Genomic DNA, 21,724 nt, shown 5'->3' on the forward strand with positions numbered 1-21,724 from the left:
AAATAATAGGTGGTTTCGAAGAGAAACTGCCTATTACTTATTTATATTATATACTTAATGCCTTTCTTGAGGATATACTATTTATACTTTTCTCCGCATAAAGCTTACGTTCGTAAACTGAAGAATATTCTTGGATTTGTTCCGGGGAATATAAAGTTGTATAAGATGGCTTTTCGCCATAAATCTGTGGCAACAACGATTAAAGATGGTGTAAAGAATAGTAACGAACGGCTTGAGTTTTTAGGAGATGCGGTATTGGGCTGTGTCGTTGCAGAGTTATTATTTAAGTTATATCCCTACAAAGACGAAGGTTTTTTGACAGAGCTTCGCTCCAAAATCGTTAGCCGAGCCAATCTAAACCAGTTATCCCGTAAACTAGGTTTTAACGAGTTAATAGAATATGATGCTCGCATGATTAACTATCCTAACAAACAAGGGTCTTTGTTGGGAGATGCTTTTGAAGCTATCGTTGGGGCTGTATATATGGATAAAGGATATTCGTTTACCCGGGAGTTTCTGTTGACGAGGATTATCAAGCCACATGTGGATATCCACTTATTGGAAATTACCGAAACTAATTTTAAGAGTCGGCTTATCGAATGGTGTCAACATTTTGGTAAGGAGATTCAGTTTATACCGGTCGAGAATCCGCCGGGGGAATCACCAAAGTTATTTACGGTGAAAGTCGTGATAAATGGTGAGGTGCATGGAGTAGGAAAAGATTTTAATAAGAAGAGTGCCGAAAAATTGGCAGCAGAAAAGGCTTGCGAAGAATTGAAAGTGTTTGAGGTAATCTGAACTCTTGTCTTGAACTATGATTAACTTCGTTGAGCTCGCCAGAGGCTCGGTTCTTATGATTTATGTGATGAATATGATTCCCGTAGCGTTCTGTAATTGACCTATACAGCATTGCACTATCCCGATCTTGACCTTAAAGGTCGCATCCAAATTTTTGAGGTCTGTAGAAACTCATATTAGCACTATCACTGTACTCAAAGATTTGAAGCGACGATTTTTTTTTATTACTTTTTTTGAGGGAAAAAAAGTAATAAACAGTTTTATTACCTTTGCCTTATGGCAAATATCAAACCTTCATTAGCTAAAGGTACGCGTGATTTCTCTCCTCGAGAAATGGAAAAGCGAAATTATATATTCAATACCTTAAGAACTGTCTTTAAGAAATTTGGTTATAACGAGATTCAAACCCCATCGTTCGAAAACTTATCAACCCTGACCGGGAAATACGGCGAAGAGGGCGATAAACTGATTTTTAAAATACTCAACTCTGGCGAGTATCTGGCGAAAACGCCAGCGGAGCTTTTGAATGTTAAATCGTCCAATAGGCTCATTCCTCATATTTCGGAAAAAGCGTTGCGTTACGATTTGACTGTACCCTTTGCCCGATACGTTGTTATGCATCAACACGAAATTGTACTTCCTTTCAAACGCTTTCAGATACAGCCGGTGTGGCGTGCAGATAGGCCACAGCGTGGGCGGTATAGGGAGTTTTATCAATGTGATGTCGACGTCGTGGGGTCTTCGTCGTTGCTTAATGAAGCAGAATTTGTATTGGTTTATCAAGAGGCGTTGAAGGCCTTGGGTTTGAAAGATTTTACAATAAAAATCAACAACCGTAAGATTTTATCCGGTATCGCGGAGGTAATCGGAAAACCGGAGTTGATGGTGGATATGACGGTGGCTATCGACAAGTTGGATAAGATCGGATTGGATGGCGTGAATAAGGAATTGCTAGGTCGTGGCTTTACGGAAGCAGATTTGGAAGTTTTGAAACCGATCATTCTTCTCGGCGGTTCTAACATGGATAAACTGGCATCTTTAAAACAAGTGCTGGCTGCGTCCGCAATTGGTTTGCAAGGTGTTTCCGAAGTAGAAGATGTTTTTCGCTACCTGCGGGATTTTGGTGCAGCGAGCTTATTGGATCGTGAGGTAGAAGTCGATATTACGCTTGCACGTGGATTAAATTATTATACCGGCTGTATTTTTGAAGTAAAGACCAACGAAGTTTCGATGGGTAGTATCGGAGGCGGAGGAAGATATGATGACCTAACCGGGATGTTCGGATTAAAAGATCTAACGGGGGTGGGTATTTCTTTTGGTGCCGATCGCATTTACGATGTATTGGAAGAATTGAATCTTTTCCCGGTTTCTTCTTCTACTTCGACCCAAGTACTTATTGCGAATTTTGGAGAAGAAGTCTATTCATATACTCTTCCTTTGTTGTATCAGCTTCGGGAGGCGAATGTTGCAGCAGAGCTCTATCCTACTGCTGCCAAGTTGAAGAAACAAATGGGGTATGCAGATGGAAAGCAAATTCCTTATGTACTGCTGGTGGGAGAGGAGGAGATAGCGTCTGGGATGTATTCGCTGAAAGATATGACATCGGGTGAGCAACAGAAGCTGCGGACCGACGAATTGATAGATTTGTTAAAGGGTTAGAAACCGCATAACTTCTTCACTTTCTAACTAAATATTGTTCAATATATCGTTATAAATGATTAGATTTGTAGTCGGATTAGTTAAGAAATTCAATACTTCAAAATGAGTTCAACACCTATAACAAAAGAAACATACTTAGAATGGTATAAGTCTATGTTACTTATGCGTAAATTCGAGGAGAAAGCAGGCCAATTATATGGTCAGCAAAAAATCCGCGGATTTTGTCACCTTTACATTGGTCAAGAAGCTGTTATGGCAGGTACTATTTCTGCTACCAGGCCAGAGGATTCCGTTATAACATCTTACCGTGATCATGCGCATGCTTTGGCAAAAGGTATGTCTGCTAACGAATGTATGGCAGAGCTTTTTGGAAAAGCAACAGGTTGTTCGAAGGGTAAAGGTGGCTCCATGCACTTTTTCTCGAAAGAGCATAAAATGATGGGAGGACATGGCATCGTCGGTGGGCAGATCCCTTTGGGTGCAGGTATCGCTTTTGCAGAGCAATACTTGGGTACGGACAATGTTAACGTATGTTTCATGGGTGATGGTGCTGTTCGTCAAGGAGCTTTAAACGAAGCTTTCAATATGGCAATGCTATGGAAATTACCGGTTATTTTTGTGTGTGAGAACAACGGATATGCAATGGGTACTTCGGTACAGCGTACCACAAATATGATGGATATCTATAAGATGGGACACGCTTTTGATATGCCTAGTGCTCCAGTAGATGGTATGGATCCGGTGGCGGTACACAATGCTATGGATGAGGCTGTGCAACGAGCTCGTGCTGGTGAAGGGCCGACTTTCTTAGAAATCCGTACGTATCGTTATAAAGGACACTCCATGTCCGATCCAGCTAAATACCGTACAAAAGAAGAATTAGAGGAATATAAAGGGAAAGACCCGCTGATTACGACCAAAGCTGCTATTATGGAGAATAAATATGCGGATGAAGCTTGGTTTAAAGAGGTGGAAGCTGAAGTGAAGAAAGTAGTAGATGATGCGGTGAAGTTTGCAGAGGAATCTCCCTATCCAGATCCTTCAGCCATCTATGAAGATGTGTATGTACAAGAGGATTATCCTTTTATAAAGGAATGATTTAGCGAATTACTTTAACTTAATAGATATAATCTACTATACAATATGGCTGAAGTAGTAAGAATGCCGAAAATGAGCGACACCATGACCGAAGGTGTAATTGCTAAATGGCACAAAAAAGTCGGTGATAAGGTAAACTCCGGGGATTTAATTGCCGAAGTTGAAACAGATAAAGCAACAATGGATTTTGAATCCTATCAAGAGGGAACATTGTTGTACGTAGGCCCAAAAGAAGGTGAAGCGGTAGCAGTTGATGCTGTAATTGCCGTTTTGGGTGAAGAAGGTGAGGATTATAAAGCCTTATTGGAGGGAGATGGTTCATCATCTTCTAAAGAAGAGGCTAAAGAAGAAAAAGAAGATTCCACCAACGTCGAAGAAGGCGCTTCTGATGATGCTGGTGATGATTCTGCTTCTGTTTCCGCAGAAGATTTAGACTGTACGGTTATCACGATGCCGTTATTGAGTGATACCATGACCGAAGGCGTAATTGCCCAATGGAACTTTAAAGTAGGGGACGCCATTAAATCTGACGACGCTATTGCAGATGTAGAAACCGATAAGGCAACGATGGAGGTAACTGCTTACGCAGAAGGTACATTGTTGTATATTGGTGTAGAAGCAGGGCAAGCTGCGAAAGTAAATGATATTATTGCTATCGTAGGGCCGGAAGGTACAGATGTAACGCCTTTATTAAAACAGAAATCAAGTGCTCCAACTAAAGCATCGACATCGGAAGGCGCTACGCAGGAAAAGGCTGAAACGAAACAAAAAGAAGAGGTTTCATCATCAAGTGATGCTTCTGGTGCATCCGATGATTCGCGCGTAAAAGCATCGCCGTTGGCTCGCAAAATTGCGAAAGATAAAGGCATCAATTTGAATGATGTAAAAGGTTCTGCTGATGGTGGACGGATTGTAAAGAAAGACGTAGAGAACTTTGTGCCAAAAGCAAAAGAGACAACTTCTGCACCTGCGTCGGTATCTGCTGCAGCAAGTACAGAAACCAAAACAATTTCTTTGCCACAATATATCGGTGAAGAAAAATATACGGAGCAAAAAGTCTCGCAAATGCGTAAAACGATTGCTCGCCGTTTATCAGAATCCCTATTCACAGCGCCACATTTCTATTTGACAATTTCAGTAGATATGGACAACGCTATGGAAGCACGTGGTCAAATTAATACGGTAGCGCCGGTGAAGGTATCGTTTAATGATATTGTTATTAAGGCAGTTGCCGTAGCATTAAAACAACACCCTGCCGTAAATTCTTCATGGCAAGGGGATACGATTCGCTTTAATGAGCATGTGAACGTGGGTGTGGCCATGGCCGTAGAAGACGGCTTATTGGTGCCGGTTGTGCGTTTTGCTGATGGCAAGTCATTATCTCATATTTCAGCTGAAGTGAAGGAATACGGTCAGAAAGCAAAAGCGAAAAAGCTGCAACCATCAGATTGGGAAGGCTCAACTTTCACGGTATCCAATCTAGGGATGTTTGGAATAGACGAATTTACGTCTATTATTAATTCACCTGATGGTGCTATCCTATCTGTAGGAGCTATCCAGCAGGTTCCTGTAGTGAAAAATGGTGCTGTTGTTCCGGGGAATGTCATGAAGCTAACACTAGGTTGTGATCACCGCGTGGTTGATGGTGCTACTGGAGCCGCATTCTTACAAACATTAAAAGGATTATTGGAAGCTCCAATTAGGCTTTTAGCGTAATTGTTTTCATATTAATATAAAGAAAAGGACATCTATGGAAAGATGTCCTTTTTGTGTAAATGATAGCGAATAATTCTTGATTTTTTTCTTAATAAATATTAATTTGGAGCGGTAACATTTATTTAATTAAACCGTAATATATCGGAGAGGCAGTTCAGTGAGTATACATTTTTTGAAGATCTTAATTATCAGTTTATTTGTCGGTTTGATGTCTTGTTCTTCGCCGGCAGCGAAGCAAAAGAAAGTAGAAGAGAAGCAACAAAAGCAACAAGAGAAGGATAGTATTGCGTTGGTTTACAATCCAGCAGATGCAGACCCTGAAATAGATGCTTTTATGCAGAATTTACATCGGAAATCGGCTTTTAACGGAAACGTATTGATCGCTAAAAAGGGAAAGATCATTTACCAAAATACATTTGGATGGGCAGACTACTTGCATAAAGATAGTCTGAAAATTACCTCGAAGTTTGAACTGGCTTCGGTTTCTAAACCGCTAACGGCATTGGGTGTGCTGAAATTGGTGGAGGAAGAAAAATTACGATTGGATCAGACGGTGAACGATTTTTTTCCGGGTTTTCCATATTCGGGTATCACGATAAAGATGCTATTAAGCCATCGCAGCGGTCTCCCGAATTATATTTATTTTTCGGAAGAGGCTTGGAAGGACAGGACAAAAGCGATGAATAACATGGATGCGATGGATTTATTGATCGAACATAAACCTATGCGGTATGGAGCTCCTGATGGACGTTTTCATTATAATAATTCCAATTACATGGTGCTGGCTGCAATTGTAGAAAAAGTGACGGGCCAGGATTTCGCCGTGTACATGAAAGAATCGATCTTTAACCCAGCAGGTATGAAAAATACGGCGGTATTGTCGAAAGCGGTGTATGATAAGATTCCGACAGATGTTGTCGGACATGACCGGGTGTGGAGAAGATCCGTAGTACAGAACTATTTGGATGGACCTGTTGGTGATAAAGGTATCTATAGTACCGTACAAGACTTGTTTTTATTAGATATAGCGTTGAAAGAGGGGAGGATTGTCAATGAAGCGATATTAGACTCGGCTTATGTGCCCCGTAGTGACGCGAGACGTAGCCTTTTTAGCTACGGTTATGGTTGGCGAACATTTTCACCGGAAAAGGCACAGGTGGTTTATCACACCGGATGGTGGCACGGATTTCGCAATCTATATGTACGGGATTTGACAAACGATATTACGATTGTCTTATTGTCCAATATGGTAAACGGTAGTTTAGTGAAACTAGACGACTTGTATAAGATTTTGAAAATGCCTATTTTAAGGCAAAACGCTTATAGTGCAAATGGAGACTTTATTGTCAACTAACTTATGTTCAATTTATGAAAAAGACACTTATCGTTGGTGCGAGCAATAATCCTGCTCGATATGCTTATTTGGTAGCAAATAAGTTGGTTCGCAAGGGATACCCAATTGTGAACGTGGGAAGAAAAAAAGGAAAAGTAGCCGGCGTAGATATAGAGAATATGGATGATATCCATACAGATATTGATACGATTACATTGTACGTAGGGCCGCAGAATCAAGCTATTTATTATGATTATATTTTGCAGACACAACCGAAACGGGTAATTTTTAATCCGGGCACAGAGAACGAGGATCTTAAACGACGGCTCGAAGAAGCAGGGATTGAGGCTGTGGAAGCTTGTACGCTTGTAATGCTGAATACCGAACAATATTAGTGCGGATATAATGTTGTACGCTGCAAAATACAAGAAAACGCGATAAGAGGCGTTTGATTTGGATTTTTTGGCCGTCAGGTAGATATAAATCTTGTGGAGATGCAACTCCTGTATCTCCATCATGTATTCTTGCATGAAAAAATAATTCGCTAACTATTTGATACTTATAAAATTCTTTCTACCTTTGCAATCCCTTTATGGGGGAAGTGTGTCTTGAGCGAAGCCCTACTGCTTCGATGGACGATTAATTAATTAATATATAAGATGTCAGGAATTATTGGTAAAAAAGTAGGAATGACCAGCCTGTTCGATGCGGAAGGGAAGAACATCCCTTGTACAGTAATTGAGGCTGGGCCGTGCGTGGTTACGCAGATACGTACGGTAGAAAAGGATGGCTATTCGGCTGTTCAACTTGGCTATGATGATGCCAAGGAAAAGAACACGACAGCTCCTTTAAAAGGACACTTTGCAAAAGCAGGGGTTAGTCCTAAGCGTAAGCTAGTTGAATTCAAAACCTTCGAGGATGAGAAACAACTAGGTGACACCGTGAATGTCACTATCTTTGAAGAAGGTGAGTACGTGGACGTGGTTGGTACTTCAAAAGGTAAGGGCTTCCAAGGTGTAATGAAGCGTCACGGATTTGGTGGTGTAGGTGGTGCGACTCACGGTCAGCACAACAGGCTACGTGCTCCAGGTTCATTAGGTGCAGCTTCTTGGCCTTCCCGCGTATTCAAAGGAAAACGTATGGCAGGCCGTACAGGTGGTGATAGAGTAAAGATTCAGAACCTACAGGTTTTGAAAGTTTATCCTGAGCAAAACCTGATTGTTGTTAATGGTTCCGTTCCAGGAGCTAAAGGTTCTTATGTAATCGTAGACAAATAGTAGAGATGGAAGTTAATGTATTAAATTTATCAGGTAAAGAAACAGGTGCCAAGGTGCAGCTTCCTGAGTCTGTATTCGGTGTAGAGCCAAACGACCATGCGATCTATTTGGATGTGAAACAATACTTAGCGAACCAACGCCAAGGAACACACAAATCCAAACAACGTAACGAAATCGCGGGTTCTACTCGTAAATTACACAAACAAAAAGGTACTGGTGGTGCCCGCGCGGGTTCTATCAAATCTCCATTGTTTAATGGTGGTGGTCGTGTATTTGGTCCACAGCCTCGTGACTATTCGTTCAAATTGAACAAAAAAATGAAGCAGGTAGCGCGCAAATCTGCATTGAGCTATAAAGCTCAGGAGAACAATATATTGGTGTTGGACGATGTAAACTTCGACGCGATCAAAACCAAAAATTATGTATCGTTCATCAATGCATTAAATTGTGCCGATGAGAAAACACTTCTCGTATTACCAGCAGAAAACAAGAACGTTTATTTATCAAGCAGAAACTTGAAGAAAACAAAAGTTATTGTTGCAGCAGAATTAAATACGTATGACGTATTAAATGCTACAAAGCTGTTGTTGACGGCAGATTCTGTTAAAACTTTGGAGGAAGCATTCGCTAAATAATATGGAAATTATCAAAAAACCTATTTTAACAGAGAAAGCTTCGTTATTGACGGAGAAATTAAACCGTTACGCTTTCAAAGTTGACCACAGAGCAAATAAAATTCAGATTAAACAAGCTGTAGAAGAAATGTTTGGTGTGACTGTTTTGGCAGTTAACACCGCGGTTGTTGCCGGTAAAGCAAAAAGCCGTTATACAAAAGCAGGTTTTGTATCTGGAAGAGCTCCTAAATATAAAAAGGCCATCATTACAGTTAAAGATGGTGAAACTATTGACTTTTACAGTACACTATAATAAGAAATGGCAGTTAAAAGATTCAAACCGGTTACCCCTGGTACTCGCTTTAGAGTAGGTGCTGACTACTCGGACGTTACAACTAACGTTCCGGAGAAATCATTAGTAGTTGGTATCAACAAGAAATCAGGTGGTCGTAATAAGTCCGGTAAAATGACTATGCGTTATCTCGGTGGGGGACATAAAAAAGTATACCGATTAATTGATTTCAAACGCGATAAAAAAGATATCCCTGCAAAAGTTGCTACTATTGAGTACGATCCAAACCGTACGGCGCGTATTGCTTTATTGCACTACGCTGATGGTGAAAAACGTTATATCATTGCCCCGGCTGGATTAACAGTTGGTCAAACGGTAATAGCAGGTGATCATGCAGCCCCAGAAGTAGGAAATACATTGCCATTAGCAAATATCCCGCTAGGTTCTATCATTCATAATATTGAGTTGAATCCTGGTCAAGGTGGGTCAATCGCTCGTTCGGCTGGTACGTACGCACAATTGTCCGCTCGTGATGGTAAGTATGCTATTATTAAATTACCTTCAGGCGAGACCCGTATGATTTTGTTAACCTGTGTTGCGACTATCGGTTCGGTATCGAACGCGGAAAGAGCGAATCAAGTGTTGGGTAAAGCAGGTCGTAAACGTCATTTAGGACGTCGTCCTCGCGTTCGTGGTGTGGCTATGAACCCGGTTGATCACCCAATGGGTGGTGGTGAAGGCCGTTCATCAGGAGGTCACCCTCGTTCACGTACAGGTGTGTTGGCTAAAGGCTTCAAAACACGCTCTAAGAAGAAAATATCGAATCGTTACATCATTGAGAGAAGGAAAAAATAATGGCTCGTTCAATTAAAAAAGGTCCTTATATCGATCACAACTTAGAAAGAAAAGTTCTTTCTATGAATGAAACAAACAAAAAATCAGTAATCAAAACATGGTCTCGTAGATCAATGATTTCACCTGATTTTGTTGGCCATACCTTCGCAGTGCACAACGGGAATAAGTTCATCCCTGTTTATGTAACAGAAAATATGGTTGGTCACAAGCTTGGTGAATTCGCGCCTACGCGTACATTCAAAGGCCACGCAGAAAAGAAAAAATAATTAGGTAATGGAAGCAACAAAAAAACTCAAAAAATCTGTCTTAATCAGACAGCGCAAAGAGCAGGAAAAAGCTCAAGTAGGAGGAGCTTCTACTGCCAAGTTATTGAACTGCCCTACTTCACCGCGTAAAATGCGTTTAGTGGTAGATCTTATCCGCGGCGAAAAAGTGGAATCGGCTCTTTATATCTTGAAGCATTCTGGAAAAGAAGCTGCTGCTCGTGTTGAGAAATTATTATTATCAGCGATCAAAAACTGGGAAGCAAAGAATGAAGGTGCTTCTTTGGAAGACAGCGCTTTGTATGTGAAAGAAATACAGGTAGGCGGAGGTCGTCAATTGAAGAGATTGCGTCCAGCTCCACAAGGTCGTGGCTATAGAATTCGTAAACGTTCAAACCATGTAACTTTGGTCGTAGATAGTTTAAATAACGTAAACAACTAATTTAGATAAGAATGGGACAAAAGGCAAATCCAATAGGTAGCAGATTAGGGATCATCAAAGGATGGGACTCTAATTGGTTCGGAGGCAACAACTATTCTGATAAGTTAGTTGAGGACGAAAAAATCAGAAAATATCTTTCTGTACGTATCGCAAAAGGAGGCGTAGCAAAAGTTGTTATTGAAAGAACTTTGAAGCGCATCACAGTTACTATTCACACGGCTCGTCCGGGAATCGTTATCGGTAAAGGCGGTCAAGAAGTTGACAAGATTAAAGAAGAGTTGAAAAAATTGACGAAAAAAGACGTTCAAATCAACATCTTTGAAATCAAACGCCCAGAGCTTGATGCGAAATTGGTAGCAGAAGGTATTGCTAAACAATTAGAAGCACGTATTTCATTCCGTCGTGCAATGAAAACAGCAATTGCTTCAACCATGCGTATGGGTGCCGAAGGTATCAAGGTAATGTGTTCAGGTCGTTTGGGTGGTGCTGAAATGGCACGTACCGAACAATATAAAGAAGGAAGAACGCCTTTGCATACATTACGTGCTGACATCGACTATGCATTAGCAGAGGCCTTGACTACTTACGGTAAAATCGGTGTGAAAGTTTGGATCTGTAAAGGTGAAGTTTACGGTAAACGTGACCTATCCCCTAATATCGGACAAACGTCTAACACGAAAACCCGTGGTGGAAACGAAGGCGGAGGCGGAGGCGATCGTCGTGACAACCGTAAAGGCGGTGGACGCGGTGGAAATCGTGGTGGAAGCAATCGTGACCGTGGCGGAAACCGTGGTGGTTCAAACAGAGGATAATTAATTAATAGATTAAAACAGATATCCGTCAGCTTGGCGGATTAAAAAAATACGAACATGTTACAGCCAAAAAGAACGAAGTTCAGAAAGATGCAGAAAGGCCGCATGAAAGGTAACGCTTCTCGTGGAGCAGAGTTAGCTTTCGGTTCTTTCGGTATCAAGTCAATGGAGCCAGCATGGATCACTAGCCGCCAAATTGAGGCTGCGCGTATTGCCGTAACACGTTACATGAAACGTGAAGGTCAAGTGTGGATCCGTATTTTCCCTGACAAACCTGTTACCAAAAAACCTGCAGAGGTACGTATGGGTAAAGGTAAGGGAGCTCCCGAATACTGGGTAGCCGTAGTGCGTCCAGGCCGTATGTTATTTGAAGCAGAAGGTGTACCTTTAGAGATTGCCAAAGAAGCATTGCGTTTAGCTGCTCAAAAATTACCGGTTCAAACAAAGTTTGTTATACGTAGAGACTACGTAGAAGCATAAACGTTGGTAATGTCAATGGGTTTAGATCTTGTGGCCGTTACCCACAAGATGATATATAAACCTTAAGATAACCCGACACAATACTGAAAGAAAATGAAGAATTCAGAAATTATCGAATTATCACAAGAGGAACTTACAGCTCGTCTCGCACAAGAGAAAGCTGCTCTTAACAAGTTGAAATTTGCACATGCTGTTTCTGCTATTGAGAACCCCAATGCGATCAAAGCAGGGCGCAAAACTATCGCTCGTATCTCTACAGAGATTTCAAAACGTAGAATTGCTGCACAATCCGAAACAGCCGCTGAGGCATAAATGTAAAGTCGAAAAATGGAAAGAAATTTAAGAAAAACAAGAATCGGCTTGGTAGTTAGCAACAAGATGGACAAGTCTATCGTGGTGGCTGTTGAACGTAAAGTGAAGCACCCTATCTATGGTAAGTTCGTGAAAAAAACTACCAAATTCAAAGCTCATGACGAGGAGAATACCTGCGGTATCGGCGACACGGTATTAATCATGGAAACACGTCCGCTGAGTAAAACAAAGAATTGGAGATTGGTTGAAATATTAGAAAGGGCTAAATAATGGTACAACAGGAATCAAGATTAAATGTAGCCGACAACTCAGGAGCTAAAGAAGTTTTAGTAATCCGTGTATTAGGCGGTACGCGTAAGCGCTATGCATCTATCGGTGATAAAGTTGTTGTTACCGTAAAGAGCGCTTTACCTTCAGGAAATGTGAAGAAAGGAACCGTTTCCAAGGCAGTAGTCGTACGTACGAAAAAAGAAATCCGTCGTAAAGATGGTTCTTACATCCGTTTCGATGACAATGCTGCTGTATTATTAAATAATAACGATGAACCACGCGGAACACGTATCTTCGGCCCAGTAGCTAGGGAACTACGTGAGAAGCAGTTCATGAAAATTGTATCACTAGCACCGGAGGTTTTATAATTATGGCACAGAAGAAAAAAACAACTACGCACAAAATCAAAATTAAAAAAGGTGATTTAGTGAAAGTTATCGCCGGTAACGCTAAAGGTGTTCAGGGTAAAGTTCTACAGGTTATAAAAGAAACTAATAGAGCGGTTGTAGAAGGCGCTAATATTGTTAAAAAACATACTAAACCTAGTGCAGCTAATCCTAACGGTGGTATTATTGAAAAAGAAGCTGCTATCCACATCTCCAATATCGCGTTGATCGATCCGAAATCAGGTGAGCCTACTCGTGTTGGTCGTCGTGTGAATGCAGATGGCAAAATTGTTCGTTACGCAAAAAAATCAGGGGAGGAAATTAAATAATGACTTACGTACCAAGATTAAAAGCGAAATATGCGGATGAAATCCGTACAGCGCTAAAGGAAAAATTCCAGTATAAAAGCGTTATGCAAGTTCCGAAGCTTGAGAAGATTGTTGTATCGCAAGGTATCGGTGCTGCTACTGCTGATAAGAAGTTGATTGACAATGCAGTGGCTGAATTAACCTTGATCACAGGTCAGCAAGCGGTTCCTACAAAATCAAAAAAGGACATCTCGAACTTTAAACTACGTAAAGGAATGCCAATTGGGGCACGTGTAACATTACGTGACAACAATATGTATGAATTCCTTGATCGTTTGGTAGCTGTATCTTTGCCTCGTATCCGCGATTTTCGTGGTATCAACGAAAAAGGTTTTGACGGAAGAGGTAACTATAATTTAGGTATCACCGAGCAGATTATCTTTCCAGAGATTAATATTGATAAGATCAATAAAATCCAAGGTATGGATATCACTTTTGTAACTTCGGCCGACAATGATGTGGAGGCTTTGGAGTTGTTGAAACAATTCGGTTTACCATTCAAAAATCAAAATTCAAACAATAATGGCTAAAGAAGGAATAAAAGCACGCGAACTCAAACGTCAAAAACTGGTCGCTAAATTTGCGGAGAAACGTGCAGCTTTGAAAGCTGCTGGCGACTACGCTGCGTTAGATAAGTTGCCGAAGAATGCTTCACCAGTACGTTTGCACAACCGTTGTAAATTAACTGGTCGTCCTAAAGGATATATGCGCCAATTTGGTATCTCTCGTGTAACTTTCCGTGAGATGGCTTTGGACGGTAAAATCCCGGGAGTGAAAAAAGCTTCTTGGTAATCAAGAAAAAAACATTTACTTTTGCCCGGATAAATCGTGAATCGGTTTATCGGGGCAATTTGTTTTGCAAATTTTATTAACAGATGACAGGTCTCCAGACTTTGGTTAGTCCGTGAGAAACCATTATCGCAATTTTTATACATAATGAATACAGATCCAATAGCGGATTACCTTACACGAGTAAGGAATGCCATTAAGGCCAACCACAGGGTTGTTGAAATTCCTGCATCGAACCTTAAGAAAGAAATCACTAAAGTTCTTTTCGATAAAGGTTACATTGCTAATTACAAATTCGAAGAAAACGGTCCTCAAGGTAACATTAAGATAGCTTTGAAGTACCATCCGATTAGCAAAATTCCGGCTATTCGCACATTGACACGTGTGAGTAAACCTGGTTTAAGAAAGTATGCAGGTGTTGACAGCATGCCTCGTGTTTTGAATGGTCTGGGTATCGCAATTCTGTCGACTTCCAAAGGAGTAATGACAGATAAAGAGGCCCGTCTGCAAAACGTAGGTGGTGAGGTTTTATGTTACGTTTATTAATCTAGGTAAAAACACAGAAGAAATGTCAAGAATTGGAAAAGCGCCTATCGCTATTCCTTCGGGAGTAACGATCAACGTATCAGATAAAAATCTGGTAACGGTAAAAGGACCGAAAGGCGAACTAACACAACAAGTGGATAGTGATATTACCGTAAAACAAGAAGACGATAATATTATAGTATCACGTCCTACTGAACAAAAAAGACACAAATCATTACATGGTTTGTACCGCGCCTTAATCAATAATATGGTTGTAGGTGTTACGGAAGGATACAAAACTACACAGGAACTAGTTGGTGTAGGTTACCGTGCAACAAGTACAGGTAATACATTGGAGTTAGCCTTAGGGTTCTCTCACCCGATTGTTTTTATATTGCCAAAGGAAATTAAAGTAACTACTACTGCAGAAAAAGGTAAAAACCCTACTATTACGTTGGAAAGTGCTGATAAGCAGTTAATCGGTCAGATTGCTGCGAAAATCCGTAGCTTCCGTAAGCCGGAGCCTTACAAAGGAAAAGGTGTTAAATTTGTAGGTGAAGTATTAAGAAGAAAAGCAGGTAAATCAGCTAAAAAATAATAACCATGGCAGGAAATAAAACATCTCGCAGAGAGCGAATCAAAAAAGGAATAAGAAAGAGCCTGACTGGAACGGCTGAGCGTCCACGTTTATCCGTTTTCAGAAGCAATAAAGGTATCTATGCTCAAATTATCGATGATGAGGCTGGAAAAACGTTAGCTTCAGCGTCTTCAGGTTCGAAGGATTTTGCCGCAAGCGGTACAAAAATAGAGCAATCGAAGGCTGTCGGAAAATTAGTGGCAGAAAAAGCTGTAGCAGCAGGTATTAGCAAAGTAGTTTTTGACCGTAATGGGTACTTATACCATGGCCGTGTGAAATCATTGGCTGAAGGTGCTCGCGAAGGCGGTTTGGACTTTTAATCAATAAGAACATGGCATTAAGCAATATAAAAAGAGTAAAATCAAGCGAAATTGAATTAAAAGATCGCTTAGTAAGCATCCAACGCGTAGCGAAAGTGACTAAAGGCGGTCGTACCTTCAGTTTCTCGGCTATCGTTGTTGTGGGTGACGAAAATGGTATCGTGGGTTACGGACTTGGTAAAGCAAAAGAGGTTACTGAGGCTATTACGAAAGGTATCGATGATGCGAAGAAAAACTTGATTAAAGTTCCTATCATCAACGGTACGGTTCCTCATGAACAACATGGCAAATTCTCTGGAGGTCGCGTTTTGATTAAGCCAGCTGTTGGCGGTACGGGCGTACTAGCAGGTGGTGCAATGCGTGCGGTATTGGAGAGTGCGGGTATTAAGGACGTATTAGCGAAATCATTGGGTTCATCCAATCCGCACAACGTTGTGAAAGCAACAGTTGATGCATTGGTTAAACTTCGTGATGCCTACACCGTTGCCCAAAACCGCGGTGTCGATTTAAACAAAGTATTTAACGGTTAATTATCATGGCAAAAATCAAAATCACCCAGATAAAGAGCGTTATCGACAGAAGCGAGCGCCAAAAGAGAACTATTCAGGCCCTTGGCTTGAAACGTATCAACCACTTCGTAGAAGTTGAAGCTACACCATCCATTATCGGTATGGTCAGAAAAGTCAACCACTTAGTAGCGGTAGAGACTGTTTAAGATAGAATAGGTAAATGGAAAGGATTTTCGGATTCTTTCCATTCCGTTTATTAATTAATTATTCATCGTTACGACCTGTTTAGTGAGAGCGAAGGCGTAACACAACATTTTAAAACAAAATGAATTTAAGTAGTTTAAAACCAGCTAAAGGTTCTGTAAAAAACAGAAAGCGTATCGGTAGAGGTCAAGGATCTGGTCGTGGCGGTACATCAACTCGTGGCCACAAAGGTGCTGGTTCGCGTTCAGGACACTCTACGAAGATTGGTTTCGAAGGTGGTCAAATGCCTTTGCAACGTCGCGTACCTAAGTTCGGTTTCAAAAACATGAATCGCGTCGAGTATAAAGGAATTAACTTGGACGTATTGCAGGAGCTGGTAGCTAAGTACAATTTAACAGCTATCGACTTCGATACTTTAAAAGCGCATGGATTAGTTGCCAAAAAAGACTTAGTGAAAATCTTAGGTCGCGGCGAGTTGACTACTAAAGTAGAAGTTAAAGCCCATGCTTTTTCTGCTTCGGCACAGAAAGCGATTGAAGCTGCAGGTGGTTCTATCGAAAAACTATAAAATTACATGAAGAAACTAATCACAACCTTAACCAATATATGGAAAATAGAAGATTTACGCAATCGTATTATTACCACATTGCTTCTTCTTCTTATCTACCGTATTGGTTGTCACGTGGTTCTGCCGGGTGTCAACCCTGATGCATTAGTGGCTAGAAGTAGCGAAGGAAACAGCATATTGGACTTAATCAATATGTTTGCTGGAGGGTCGTTCTCCCGGTCGGCAATTTTCGCGTTGGGTGTAATGCCCTACATTTCTGCATCAATCGTTGTTCAGTTATTGGGGATAGCGGTTCCTGCATTTCAGAAAATGCAAAAAGAAGGCGAATCGGGTCGTAAAAAAATGACACAGATTACGCGTTACCTAACATTGGCGATTACGTTGGTGCAAGCAGTAGCTTATGTGAAAACACAAGTCCCTGCAGAAGCGAAAACATTAGCAGAACCAATGTTCACTATTCTTTCTGCAATTGTGTTAACAGCAGGTACCTTGTTTGTGATGTGGCTTGGTGAAAAAATTACAGATAAAGGTATTGGTAATGGTATCTCCTTAATTATCATGGCAGGTATCATTGCACAGTTGCCAGCAGGTATTGTCGCGGAGTGGGGATCTCGTATGAGCCCTAGTGGAGGTGGACCTATTCCACTTTTATTAGAGTTTGTCGCTCTTTTCTTTGTTGTGATTTTTGCTATCTTGGTGGTGCAAGGTATTCGTAAAGTCCCTGTACAATACGCCAAAAAGATTGTTGGTAACAAGCAGGTCGGTGGGGTACGTCAGTATATTCCTTTAAAAGTGAATGCTGCGGGCGTTATGCCTATTATATTTGCACAGGCTATTATGTTCTTACCAATGGCTTTATCACAGTTTTTTCCAGATTTACAGTCTGATTTTTTAGCGTCATTAAGTAACTATACATCCGTTGCCTACAACGTAACATTTGCTGTTCTCATTATTGCGTTTACATTTTTCTATACGGCAATTATGGTAAATCCACAGCAGATGTCTGAAGACATGAAGAAGAATGGCGGTTTTATTCCTGGAATTAAACCGGGTTACGATACGAATATTTTTATCGATAACGTCATCTCGCGTATTACCTTCCCGGGGGCTATATTCATTGCGATTATTGCGGTGATGCCTGCTTTAGCGGCTAAATTAGGTGTGAATAACCAATTCGCACATTTCTATGGAGGTACTTCTTTATTGATTCTGGTAGGTGTAGTGTTAGATACATTACAGCAGATTGAGAGTCATCTGTTAATGCGTCATTACGACGGCTTGATGAAGACGGGCAGAGTAAAGGGTCGTTCGACAGCTACCGTAGAAGGTATCGATCAATCAGCACTTTAATAAATGTCCAAAGTTTATTATAAAACAGAAGAACAAATCGAGCAAATACGAGAGTCTGCAAAGGTACTCTCGTTATTACTTGGTGAGATTGCAAAGGAAGTAAAGCCTGGAATTACTACGTTATCGCTAGATAAATTAGCCTATGATTTTATTCATGACAATGGAGGTACCCCTGCATTCCTGAATTATCAAGGTTTCCCTTTTTCGCTATGTATATCGGTAAACGATCAAATTGTTCACGGATTTCCGAGTGATTATGTATTGAAGGAAGGTGATATCGTTTCGGTAGACGGTGGTGTCAATCTAAAGGGATTTATTAGTGATTCAGCCTATACTTTTGGTGTAGGTGATATTTCGGCAGAAGCACAACAATTGTTGGAGGTGACCAAAGCAGCTTTGTATAAAGGCATCGAGCAGGCAGTCGCCGGAAAACGTGTAGGTGATATTTCAGCAGCCGTGCAGGAACATGTTGCGCCTTACCATTATGGTATCGTAAGAGAACTAGTAGGACATGGTGTTGGTTTACATTTGCACGAAAAACCTGAAGTGCCAAATTACGGAAAGCGTGGTTCTGGACCGAAATTGGACGCCGGTTTGGTCATTTGTATTGAGCCGATGATCAATGCAGGCAAAGCTGGTGTGAAGTTTTGGGATGATGGTTGGACGGTGAGTACTGTTGATGGAAAGTTATCTGCTCATTTTGAACAGATGGTTGCTATCCGAAAAGGTACGCCGGATGTGTTGCTGACATTCGAACACGTAGAAGAAGTTTTGGGTAAAAAGTAGTTGGTTTTCAATATTTTTTATTTATCTTTGCACTCCTGTTTGTACAGGCTAAAAAAGTAAATTAACATAGGATATATGGCTAAACAAGCCTCGATAGAACAAGACGGTATAATTAAGGAGGCGCTTTCTAATGCGATGTTCCGTGTAGAATTGGAAAATGGGCATGAAATTATTGCGCATATTTCCGGGAAAATGCGTATGCATTATATCAAAATTTTACCTGGAGATAAAGTGAAGTTGGAAATGTCGCCTTATGATTTAACAAAGGGAAGAATTACGTATCGCTATAAATAGCGGTTGTTTTTCTTTTCGGTATAATAGGCTTTTAAAATACTACAACAATGAAAGTTAGAGCATCAATAAAAAAACGTAGCGCGGATTGTAAAGTTATCCGTCGCAAAGGAAAGGTTTTTGTAATCAACAAAAAGAACCCTAAGTTTAAGCAACGTCAAGGGTAGTTTATTAACATAATCGCTTAAAGTATTATATGGCAAGGATAGCAGGTATAGATTTACCTAAAAACAAAAGAGGCGTAATAGGCCTTACCTACATCTTCGGTATTGGTCGTTCCACAGCGGCTTATATCTTGAAAAAAGCGGGTATCAGTGAGGATGTTAAAGTATCTGAATGGAACGATGATCAATTAACGGCCATCCGTAACATCATCAACGAAGAAGTTAAAGTTGAAGGTGCTTTGCGTTCTGAAGTGCAGTTAAACATCAAACGTTTGATGGATATTGGTTGTTACCGTGGCCTACGTCACCGTAAACATTTACCTCTTCGCGGTCAACGTACAAAAAACAACTCACGTACCCGTAAAGGTAAACGTAAAACAGTTGCAAACAAGAAAAAAGCTACTAAATAATAATTAAGAAATGGCTAAAAGTAAAAAGGTTACAAAAAAGCGTATCGTCGTTATTGAGCCAGTAGGTCAAGCTCATATCAACGCTACCTTTAACAACATCATCATTACTTTGACAAACAATCAAGGTCAGACTATTTCATGGTCTTCAGCTGGTAAAATGGGTTTCAGAGGTTCTAAAAAGAATACTCCGTACGCTGCTGGTCAAGCTGCTCAAGACTGTGGTAAAGTTGCACACGACTTAGGTTTACGCAAGGTTGAAGTTTTTGTAAAAGGTCCGGGAGCTGGACGTGAGTCGGCAATCCGTACATTACAGACCATTGGAATCGACGTGACTACCATCAAGGATATCACGCCACTTCCGCACAATGGTTGTCGTCCTCCAAAACGGAGAAGAGTTTAATAATTTTATTGTTTAAGATAAGATTCGTCAGCTATAGGTTGATAGATACTTCAAACAGAGAGAAAAAATGGCAAGATATACAGGACCTAAGTCCAAAATTGCACGTAAATTCAGAGAGCCTATATTTGGCCCTGATAAGGCATTAGAAAAAAAGAATTATCCTCCAGGACAACACGGTCCGTCAAAAAGAAGAGGTAAGCAATCTGAATACGCTATTCAGTTGCTAGAAAAGCAAAAAGCAAAATACACCTACGGTGTTTTGGAGCGTCAGTTCCGTACGTTGTTTGCAAAGGCATCAGCGAAGCAAGGTATTACTGGGGAGAACTTCTTGAGATTATTAGAAGCTCGTCTAGATAATGTTGTTTACCGTTTGGGTATTGCTCCAACACGTGCAGCAGCTCGTCAGTTGGTTTCACACAAGCACGTTACCGTTAACGGAGAAGTCGTTAACATCCCATCATATAGCCTACGTCCGGGCGATGTAATTGCCGTTCGTGAGCGCTCTAAATCTTTAGAAGCTATCGTAGCTTCTGTAGAAGGAAGAAAGATTAACAAATTCAGTTGGTTAGAGTGGAACGCGAATGAATTAACAGGAACGTTCGTTTCTTTCCCTGAAAGAGTTGATATTCCAGAAAACATTAAAGAAAACTTAATCGTAGAGTTGTACTCTAAATAGTAATTAATAGGAGTAAGCCAAATCTTTGGATTATGCTTACTCTTATTATATTTTACGTTATTAATAAAAACTTTTAAAAGAAAATAAATGGCAATTTTAGCATTTCAAAGACCGGATAAAGTTATCATGCAAAAATCAACAGATTTTGATGGTACTTTCGAATTTCGTCCATTAGAGCCTGGTTTTGGTGTAACTATTGGTAATGCTTTGCGCCGTATTTTATTGTCCTCCTTAGAAGGATATGCAATTACGTCGGTAAGGTTTTCAGGCGTTTCGCACGAGTTTTCTACTATCAAAGGTGTTGTTGAAGATGTTACCGAGATCATTTTGAACTTGAAGCAAGTTCGTTTCAAGAAAACTGGTGAGCAGGGCGATAGCGAAAAGATCTTTGTCGTTATTAATGGTCAAGATCAATTTAAAGCGGGCGATATTACGAAGTTCTCCAATAATTTTACAGTTTTAAATCCAGAGTTGGTTATCTGTAATATGGATAATTCCGTTACTATAGAGGTTGAACTCTCTGTAGCGAAGGGACGTGGTTATGTAAATGCTGAAGAAAATAAAGTTACAGACGGTCCTGTTGGTTTTATCGCTGTAGATTCTATTTACACGCCAATTAAGAACGTAAAATACACCATCGAGAATTATCGTGTAGAACAAAAAACCGACTACGAGAAATTGTTGTTGGATATTTCTACCGACGGTTCTATTCATCCCGAAGAGGCTTTAAAAGAAGCTGCTAAGATTTTGATTCAACACTTCATGTTATTCTCTGATGAAAATATGTTGTTAGAGTCTCAAACAAAAGAAGAAACCAAGGTAGTGGACGAGGAAATTTTACACATGCGTAAAATATTGAAAACCGAGTTGGTGGATTTAGATCTTTCTGTTCGTGCGTTGAACTGCTTGAAAGCAGCTGATATTCGTACATTGGCAGAATTGGTGACTTATGACGTTGCGGATATGTTGAAGTTCCGCAACTTCGGTAAGAAGTCTTTGAGCGAAATTCAAGAGCTGGTTAAATCGAAAGGTTTGTCGTTCGGTATGAATCTGTCCAAATATAAATTGGACGAAGAATAATATTAATAATAAATAAGCGACCTGTTGCGTAATTCCTCTT

Annotated in this window: 34 protein-coding genes; all 34 read left to right on the plus strand. The window is 40.5% G+C overall.

Annotation, left to right across the window (positions count from 1 at the left end):
- The first annotated feature begins 57 nt into the window (after window positions 1-57).
- The 34 genes from rnc to H8B06_RS15785 all read left to right on the plus strand — a co-directional run bounded on the left by rnc (window position 58) and on the right by H8B06_RS15785 (window position 21,684).
- The gene (gene rnc / locus H8B06_RS15620; protein ID WP_190995171.1) at window positions 58-798 is read left to right on the plus strand and encodes a ribonuclease III; all 741 of its coding nucleotides are present in this window, start codon (window positions 58-60) and stop codon (window positions 796-798) included.
- 276 nt (window positions 799-1,074) lie between these two features.
- Complete coding sequence (hisS, locus tag H8B06_RS15625) at window positions 1,075-2,457, plus strand: histidine--tRNA ligase (protein WP_190995172.1); 1,383 nt, start codon at window positions 1,075-1,077, stop codon at window positions 2,455-2,457.
- Window positions 2,458-2,559: 102 nt separating this feature from the next.
- A complete protein-coding gene (pdhA, locus tag H8B06_RS15630; protein WP_190995173.1) occupies window positions 2,560-3,555 on the plus strand; it encodes a pyruvate dehydrogenase (acetyl-transferring) E1 component subunit alpha in 996 nt (331 codons plus the stop codon).
- A 45-nt stretch (window positions 3,556-3,600) separates the two neighbouring features.
- Window positions 3,601-5,271, plus strand: coding sequence for a 2-oxo acid dehydrogenase subunit E2 (locus H8B06_RS15635; RefSeq protein ID WP_190995174.1), 1,671 nt, complete (start codon window positions 3,601-3,603; stop codon window positions 5,269-5,271).
- Window positions 5,272-5,479: 208 nt separating this feature from the next.
- Window positions 5,480-6,625, plus strand: coding sequence for a serine hydrolase domain-containing protein (locus H8B06_RS15640; protein WP_190995250.1), 1,146 nt, complete (start codon window positions 5,480-5,482; stop codon window positions 6,623-6,625).
- 14 nt (window positions 6,626-6,639) lie between these two features.
- Entirely contained in the window at window positions 6,640-6,999 is a 360-nt protein-coding gene (locus H8B06_RS15645; protein WP_190995175.1) for a CoA-binding protein, read from the plus strand.
- 264 nt (window positions 7,000-7,263) lie between these two features.
- The gene (gene rplC / locus H8B06_RS15650; protein ID WP_130143036.1) at window positions 7,264-7,881 is read left to right on the plus strand and encodes a 50S ribosomal protein L3; all 618 of its coding nucleotides are present in this window, start codon (window positions 7,264-7,266) and stop codon (window positions 7,879-7,881) included.
- A gap of 5 nt (window positions 7,882-7,886) precedes the next feature.
- A complete protein-coding gene (rplD, locus tag H8B06_RS15655) occupies window positions 7,887-8,516 on the plus strand; it encodes a 50S ribosomal protein L4 (protein WP_190995176.1) in 630 nt (209 codons plus the stop codon).
- A 1-nt stretch (window position 8,517) separates the two neighbouring features.
- Window positions 8,518-8,808: a 50S ribosomal protein L23 gene (gene rplW, locus H8B06_RS15660; protein WP_130143038.1), complete on the plus strand. Its 291-nt coding sequence runs from the start codon at window positions 8,518-8,520 to the stop codon at window positions 8,806-8,808.
- 6 nt (window positions 8,809-8,814) lie between these two features.
- Complete coding sequence (rplB, locus tag H8B06_RS15665) at window positions 8,815-9,642, plus strand: 50S ribosomal protein L2 (protein WP_190995177.1); 828 nt, start codon at window positions 8,815-8,817, stop codon at window positions 9,640-9,642.
- Window positions 9,642-9,908, plus strand: a complete 267-nt coding sequence (rpsS, locus tag H8B06_RS15670; protein WP_037498931.1) for a 30S ribosomal protein S19 — start codon at window positions 9,642-9,644, stop codon at window positions 9,906-9,908. Before rplB ends, rpsS begins: the two co-directional genes overlap by 1 nt.
- Window positions 9,909-9,915: 7 nt before the next feature.
- A complete protein-coding gene (gene rplV, locus H8B06_RS15675) occupies window positions 9,916-10,347 on the plus strand; it encodes a 50S ribosomal protein L22 (protein WP_206367345.1) in 432 nt (143 codons plus the stop codon).
- An 11-nt stretch (window positions 10,348-10,358) separates the two neighbouring features.
- A complete protein-coding gene (gene rpsC / locus H8B06_RS15680) occupies window positions 10,359-11,159 on the plus strand; it encodes a 30S ribosomal protein S3 (RefSeq protein WP_190995178.1) in 801 nt (266 codons plus the stop codon).
- Window positions 11,160-11,216: 57 nt separating this feature from the next.
- Entirely contained in the window at window positions 11,217-11,639 is a 423-nt protein-coding gene (gene rplP / locus H8B06_RS15685; protein ID WP_099365474.1) for a 50S ribosomal protein L16, read from the plus strand.
- 93 nt (window positions 11,640-11,732) lie between these two features.
- Complete coding sequence (gene rpmC, locus H8B06_RS15690) at window positions 11,733-11,951, plus strand: 50S ribosomal protein L29 (RefSeq protein WP_130143042.1); 219 nt, start codon at window positions 11,733-11,735, stop codon at window positions 11,949-11,951.
- A gap of 15 nt (window positions 11,952-11,966) precedes the next feature.
- The gene (gene rpsQ / locus H8B06_RS15695) at window positions 11,967-12,221 is read left to right on the plus strand and encodes a 30S ribosomal protein S17 (protein ID WP_130143043.1); all 255 of its coding nucleotides are present in this window, start codon (window positions 11,967-11,969) and stop codon (window positions 12,219-12,221) included.
- Window positions 12,221-12,589: a 50S ribosomal protein L14 gene (gene rplN / locus H8B06_RS15700; RefSeq protein WP_130143044.1), complete on the plus strand. Its 369-nt coding sequence runs from the start codon at window positions 12,221-12,223 to the stop codon at window positions 12,587-12,589. The genes rpsQ and rplN overlap by 1 nt, the downstream gene beginning before the upstream one ends.
- Window positions 12,590-12,591: 2 nt before the next feature.
- Entirely contained in the window at window positions 12,592-12,936 is a 345-nt protein-coding gene (gene rplX / locus H8B06_RS15705; protein ID WP_223857710.1) for a 50S ribosomal protein L24, read from the plus strand.
- On the plus strand, window positions 12,936-13,505 hold the full coding sequence (gene rplE / locus H8B06_RS15710) for a 50S ribosomal protein L5 (protein ID WP_190995179.1): 570 nt from the start codon (window positions 12,936-12,938) through the stop codon (window positions 13,503-13,505). The genes rplX and rplE overlap by 1 nt, the downstream gene beginning before the upstream one ends.
- Complete coding sequence (rpsN, locus tag H8B06_RS15715) at window positions 13,498-13,767, plus strand: 30S ribosomal protein S14 (protein WP_130143047.1); 270 nt, start codon at window positions 13,498-13,500, stop codon at window positions 13,765-13,767. The genes rplE and rpsN overlap by 8 nt, the downstream gene beginning before the upstream one ends.
- Before the next feature lie 144 nt (window positions 13,768-13,911).
- Window positions 13,912-14,310 (plus strand): 30S ribosomal protein S8, encoded by a 399-nt coding sequence (rpsH, locus tag H8B06_RS15720; RefSeq protein ID WP_130143048.1) that lies wholly within the window; start codon window positions 13,912-13,914, stop codon window positions 14,308-14,310.
- A 22-nt stretch (window positions 14,311-14,332) separates the two neighbouring features.
- Window positions 14,333-14,887 carry a 50S ribosomal protein L6 gene (rplF, locus tag H8B06_RS15725; protein WP_190995180.1) on the plus strand — a complete coding sequence of 185 codons (555 nt, stop codon included), beginning with the start codon at window positions 14,333-14,335 and terminating at the stop codon, window positions 14,885-14,887.
- A gap of 5 nt (window positions 14,888-14,892) precedes the next feature.
- Window positions 14,893-15,246 carry a 50S ribosomal protein L18 gene (rplR, locus tag H8B06_RS15730; RefSeq protein WP_130143050.1) on the plus strand — a complete coding sequence of 118 codons (354 nt, stop codon included), beginning with the start codon at window positions 14,893-14,895 and terminating at the stop codon, window positions 15,244-15,246.
- Between the two features lie 11 nt (window positions 15,247-15,257).
- A complete protein-coding gene (gene rpsE / locus H8B06_RS15735) occupies window positions 15,258-15,776 on the plus strand; it encodes a 30S ribosomal protein S5 (RefSeq protein ID WP_130143051.1) in 519 nt (172 codons plus the stop codon).
- Window positions 15,777-15,781: 5 nt separating this feature from the next.
- Window positions 15,782-15,961: a 50S ribosomal protein L30 gene (rpmD, locus tag H8B06_RS15740; protein ID WP_130143052.1), complete on the plus strand. Its 180-nt coding sequence runs from the start codon at window positions 15,782-15,784 to the stop codon at window positions 15,959-15,961.
- A 119-nt stretch (window positions 15,962-16,080) separates the two neighbouring features.
- Window positions 16,081-16,527, plus strand: coding sequence for a 50S ribosomal protein L15 (rplO, locus tag H8B06_RS15745; RefSeq protein WP_130143053.1), 447 nt, complete (start codon window positions 16,081-16,083; stop codon window positions 16,525-16,527).
- Between the two features lie 6 nt (window positions 16,528-16,533).
- Window positions 16,534-17,877, plus strand: a complete 1,344-nt coding sequence (gene secY / locus H8B06_RS15750; protein WP_130143054.1) for a preprotein translocase subunit SecY — start codon at window positions 16,534-16,536, stop codon at window positions 17,875-17,877.
- A 3-nt stretch (window positions 17,878-17,880) separates the two neighbouring features.
- Window positions 17,881-18,663 (plus strand): type I methionyl aminopeptidase, encoded by a 783-nt coding sequence (gene map / locus H8B06_RS15755; RefSeq protein WP_190995181.1) that lies wholly within the window; start codon window positions 17,881-17,883, stop codon window positions 18,661-18,663.
- A gap of 75 nt (window positions 18,664-18,738) precedes the next feature.
- The gene (infA, locus tag H8B06_RS15760; protein WP_021071231.1) at window positions 18,739-18,957 is read left to right on the plus strand and encodes a translation initiation factor IF-1; all 219 of its coding nucleotides are present in this window, start codon (window positions 18,739-18,741) and stop codon (window positions 18,955-18,957) included.
- A 47-nt stretch (window positions 18,958-19,004) separates the two neighbouring features.
- Complete coding sequence (gene ykgO / locus H8B06_RS15765) at window positions 19,005-19,121, plus strand: type B 50S ribosomal protein L36 (protein ID WP_130143056.1); 117 nt, start codon at window positions 19,005-19,007, stop codon at window positions 19,119-19,121.
- 29 nt (window positions 19,122-19,150) lie between these two features.
- A complete protein-coding gene (rpsM, locus tag H8B06_RS15770) occupies window positions 19,151-19,528 on the plus strand; it encodes a 30S ribosomal protein S13 (RefSeq protein ID WP_130143057.1) in 378 nt (125 codons plus the stop codon).
- A 10-nt stretch (window positions 19,529-19,538) separates the two neighbouring features.
- A complete protein-coding gene (gene rpsK / locus H8B06_RS15775; protein WP_130143058.1) occupies window positions 19,539-19,928 on the plus strand; it encodes a 30S ribosomal protein S11 in 390 nt (129 codons plus the stop codon).
- A 67-nt stretch (window positions 19,929-19,995) separates the two neighbouring features.
- Window positions 19,996-20,604, plus strand: a complete 609-nt coding sequence (gene rpsD, locus H8B06_RS15780) for a 30S ribosomal protein S4 (RefSeq protein WP_130143059.1) — start codon at window positions 19,996-19,998, stop codon at window positions 20,602-20,604.
- A gap of 87 nt (window positions 20,605-20,691) precedes the next feature.
- The gene (locus H8B06_RS15785) at window positions 20,692-21,684 is read left to right on the plus strand and encodes a DNA-directed RNA polymerase subunit alpha (protein WP_130143060.1); all 993 of its coding nucleotides are present in this window, start codon (window positions 20,692-20,694) and stop codon (window positions 21,682-21,684) included.
- The last annotated feature ends 40 nt before the right edge of the window (window positions 21,685-21,724 follow it).

Source organism: Sphingobacterium micropteri (assembly GCF_014692515.1).
GTDB lineage: Bacteria > Bacteroidota > Bacteroidia > Sphingobacteriales > Sphingobacteriaceae > Sphingobacterium > Sphingobacterium micropteri.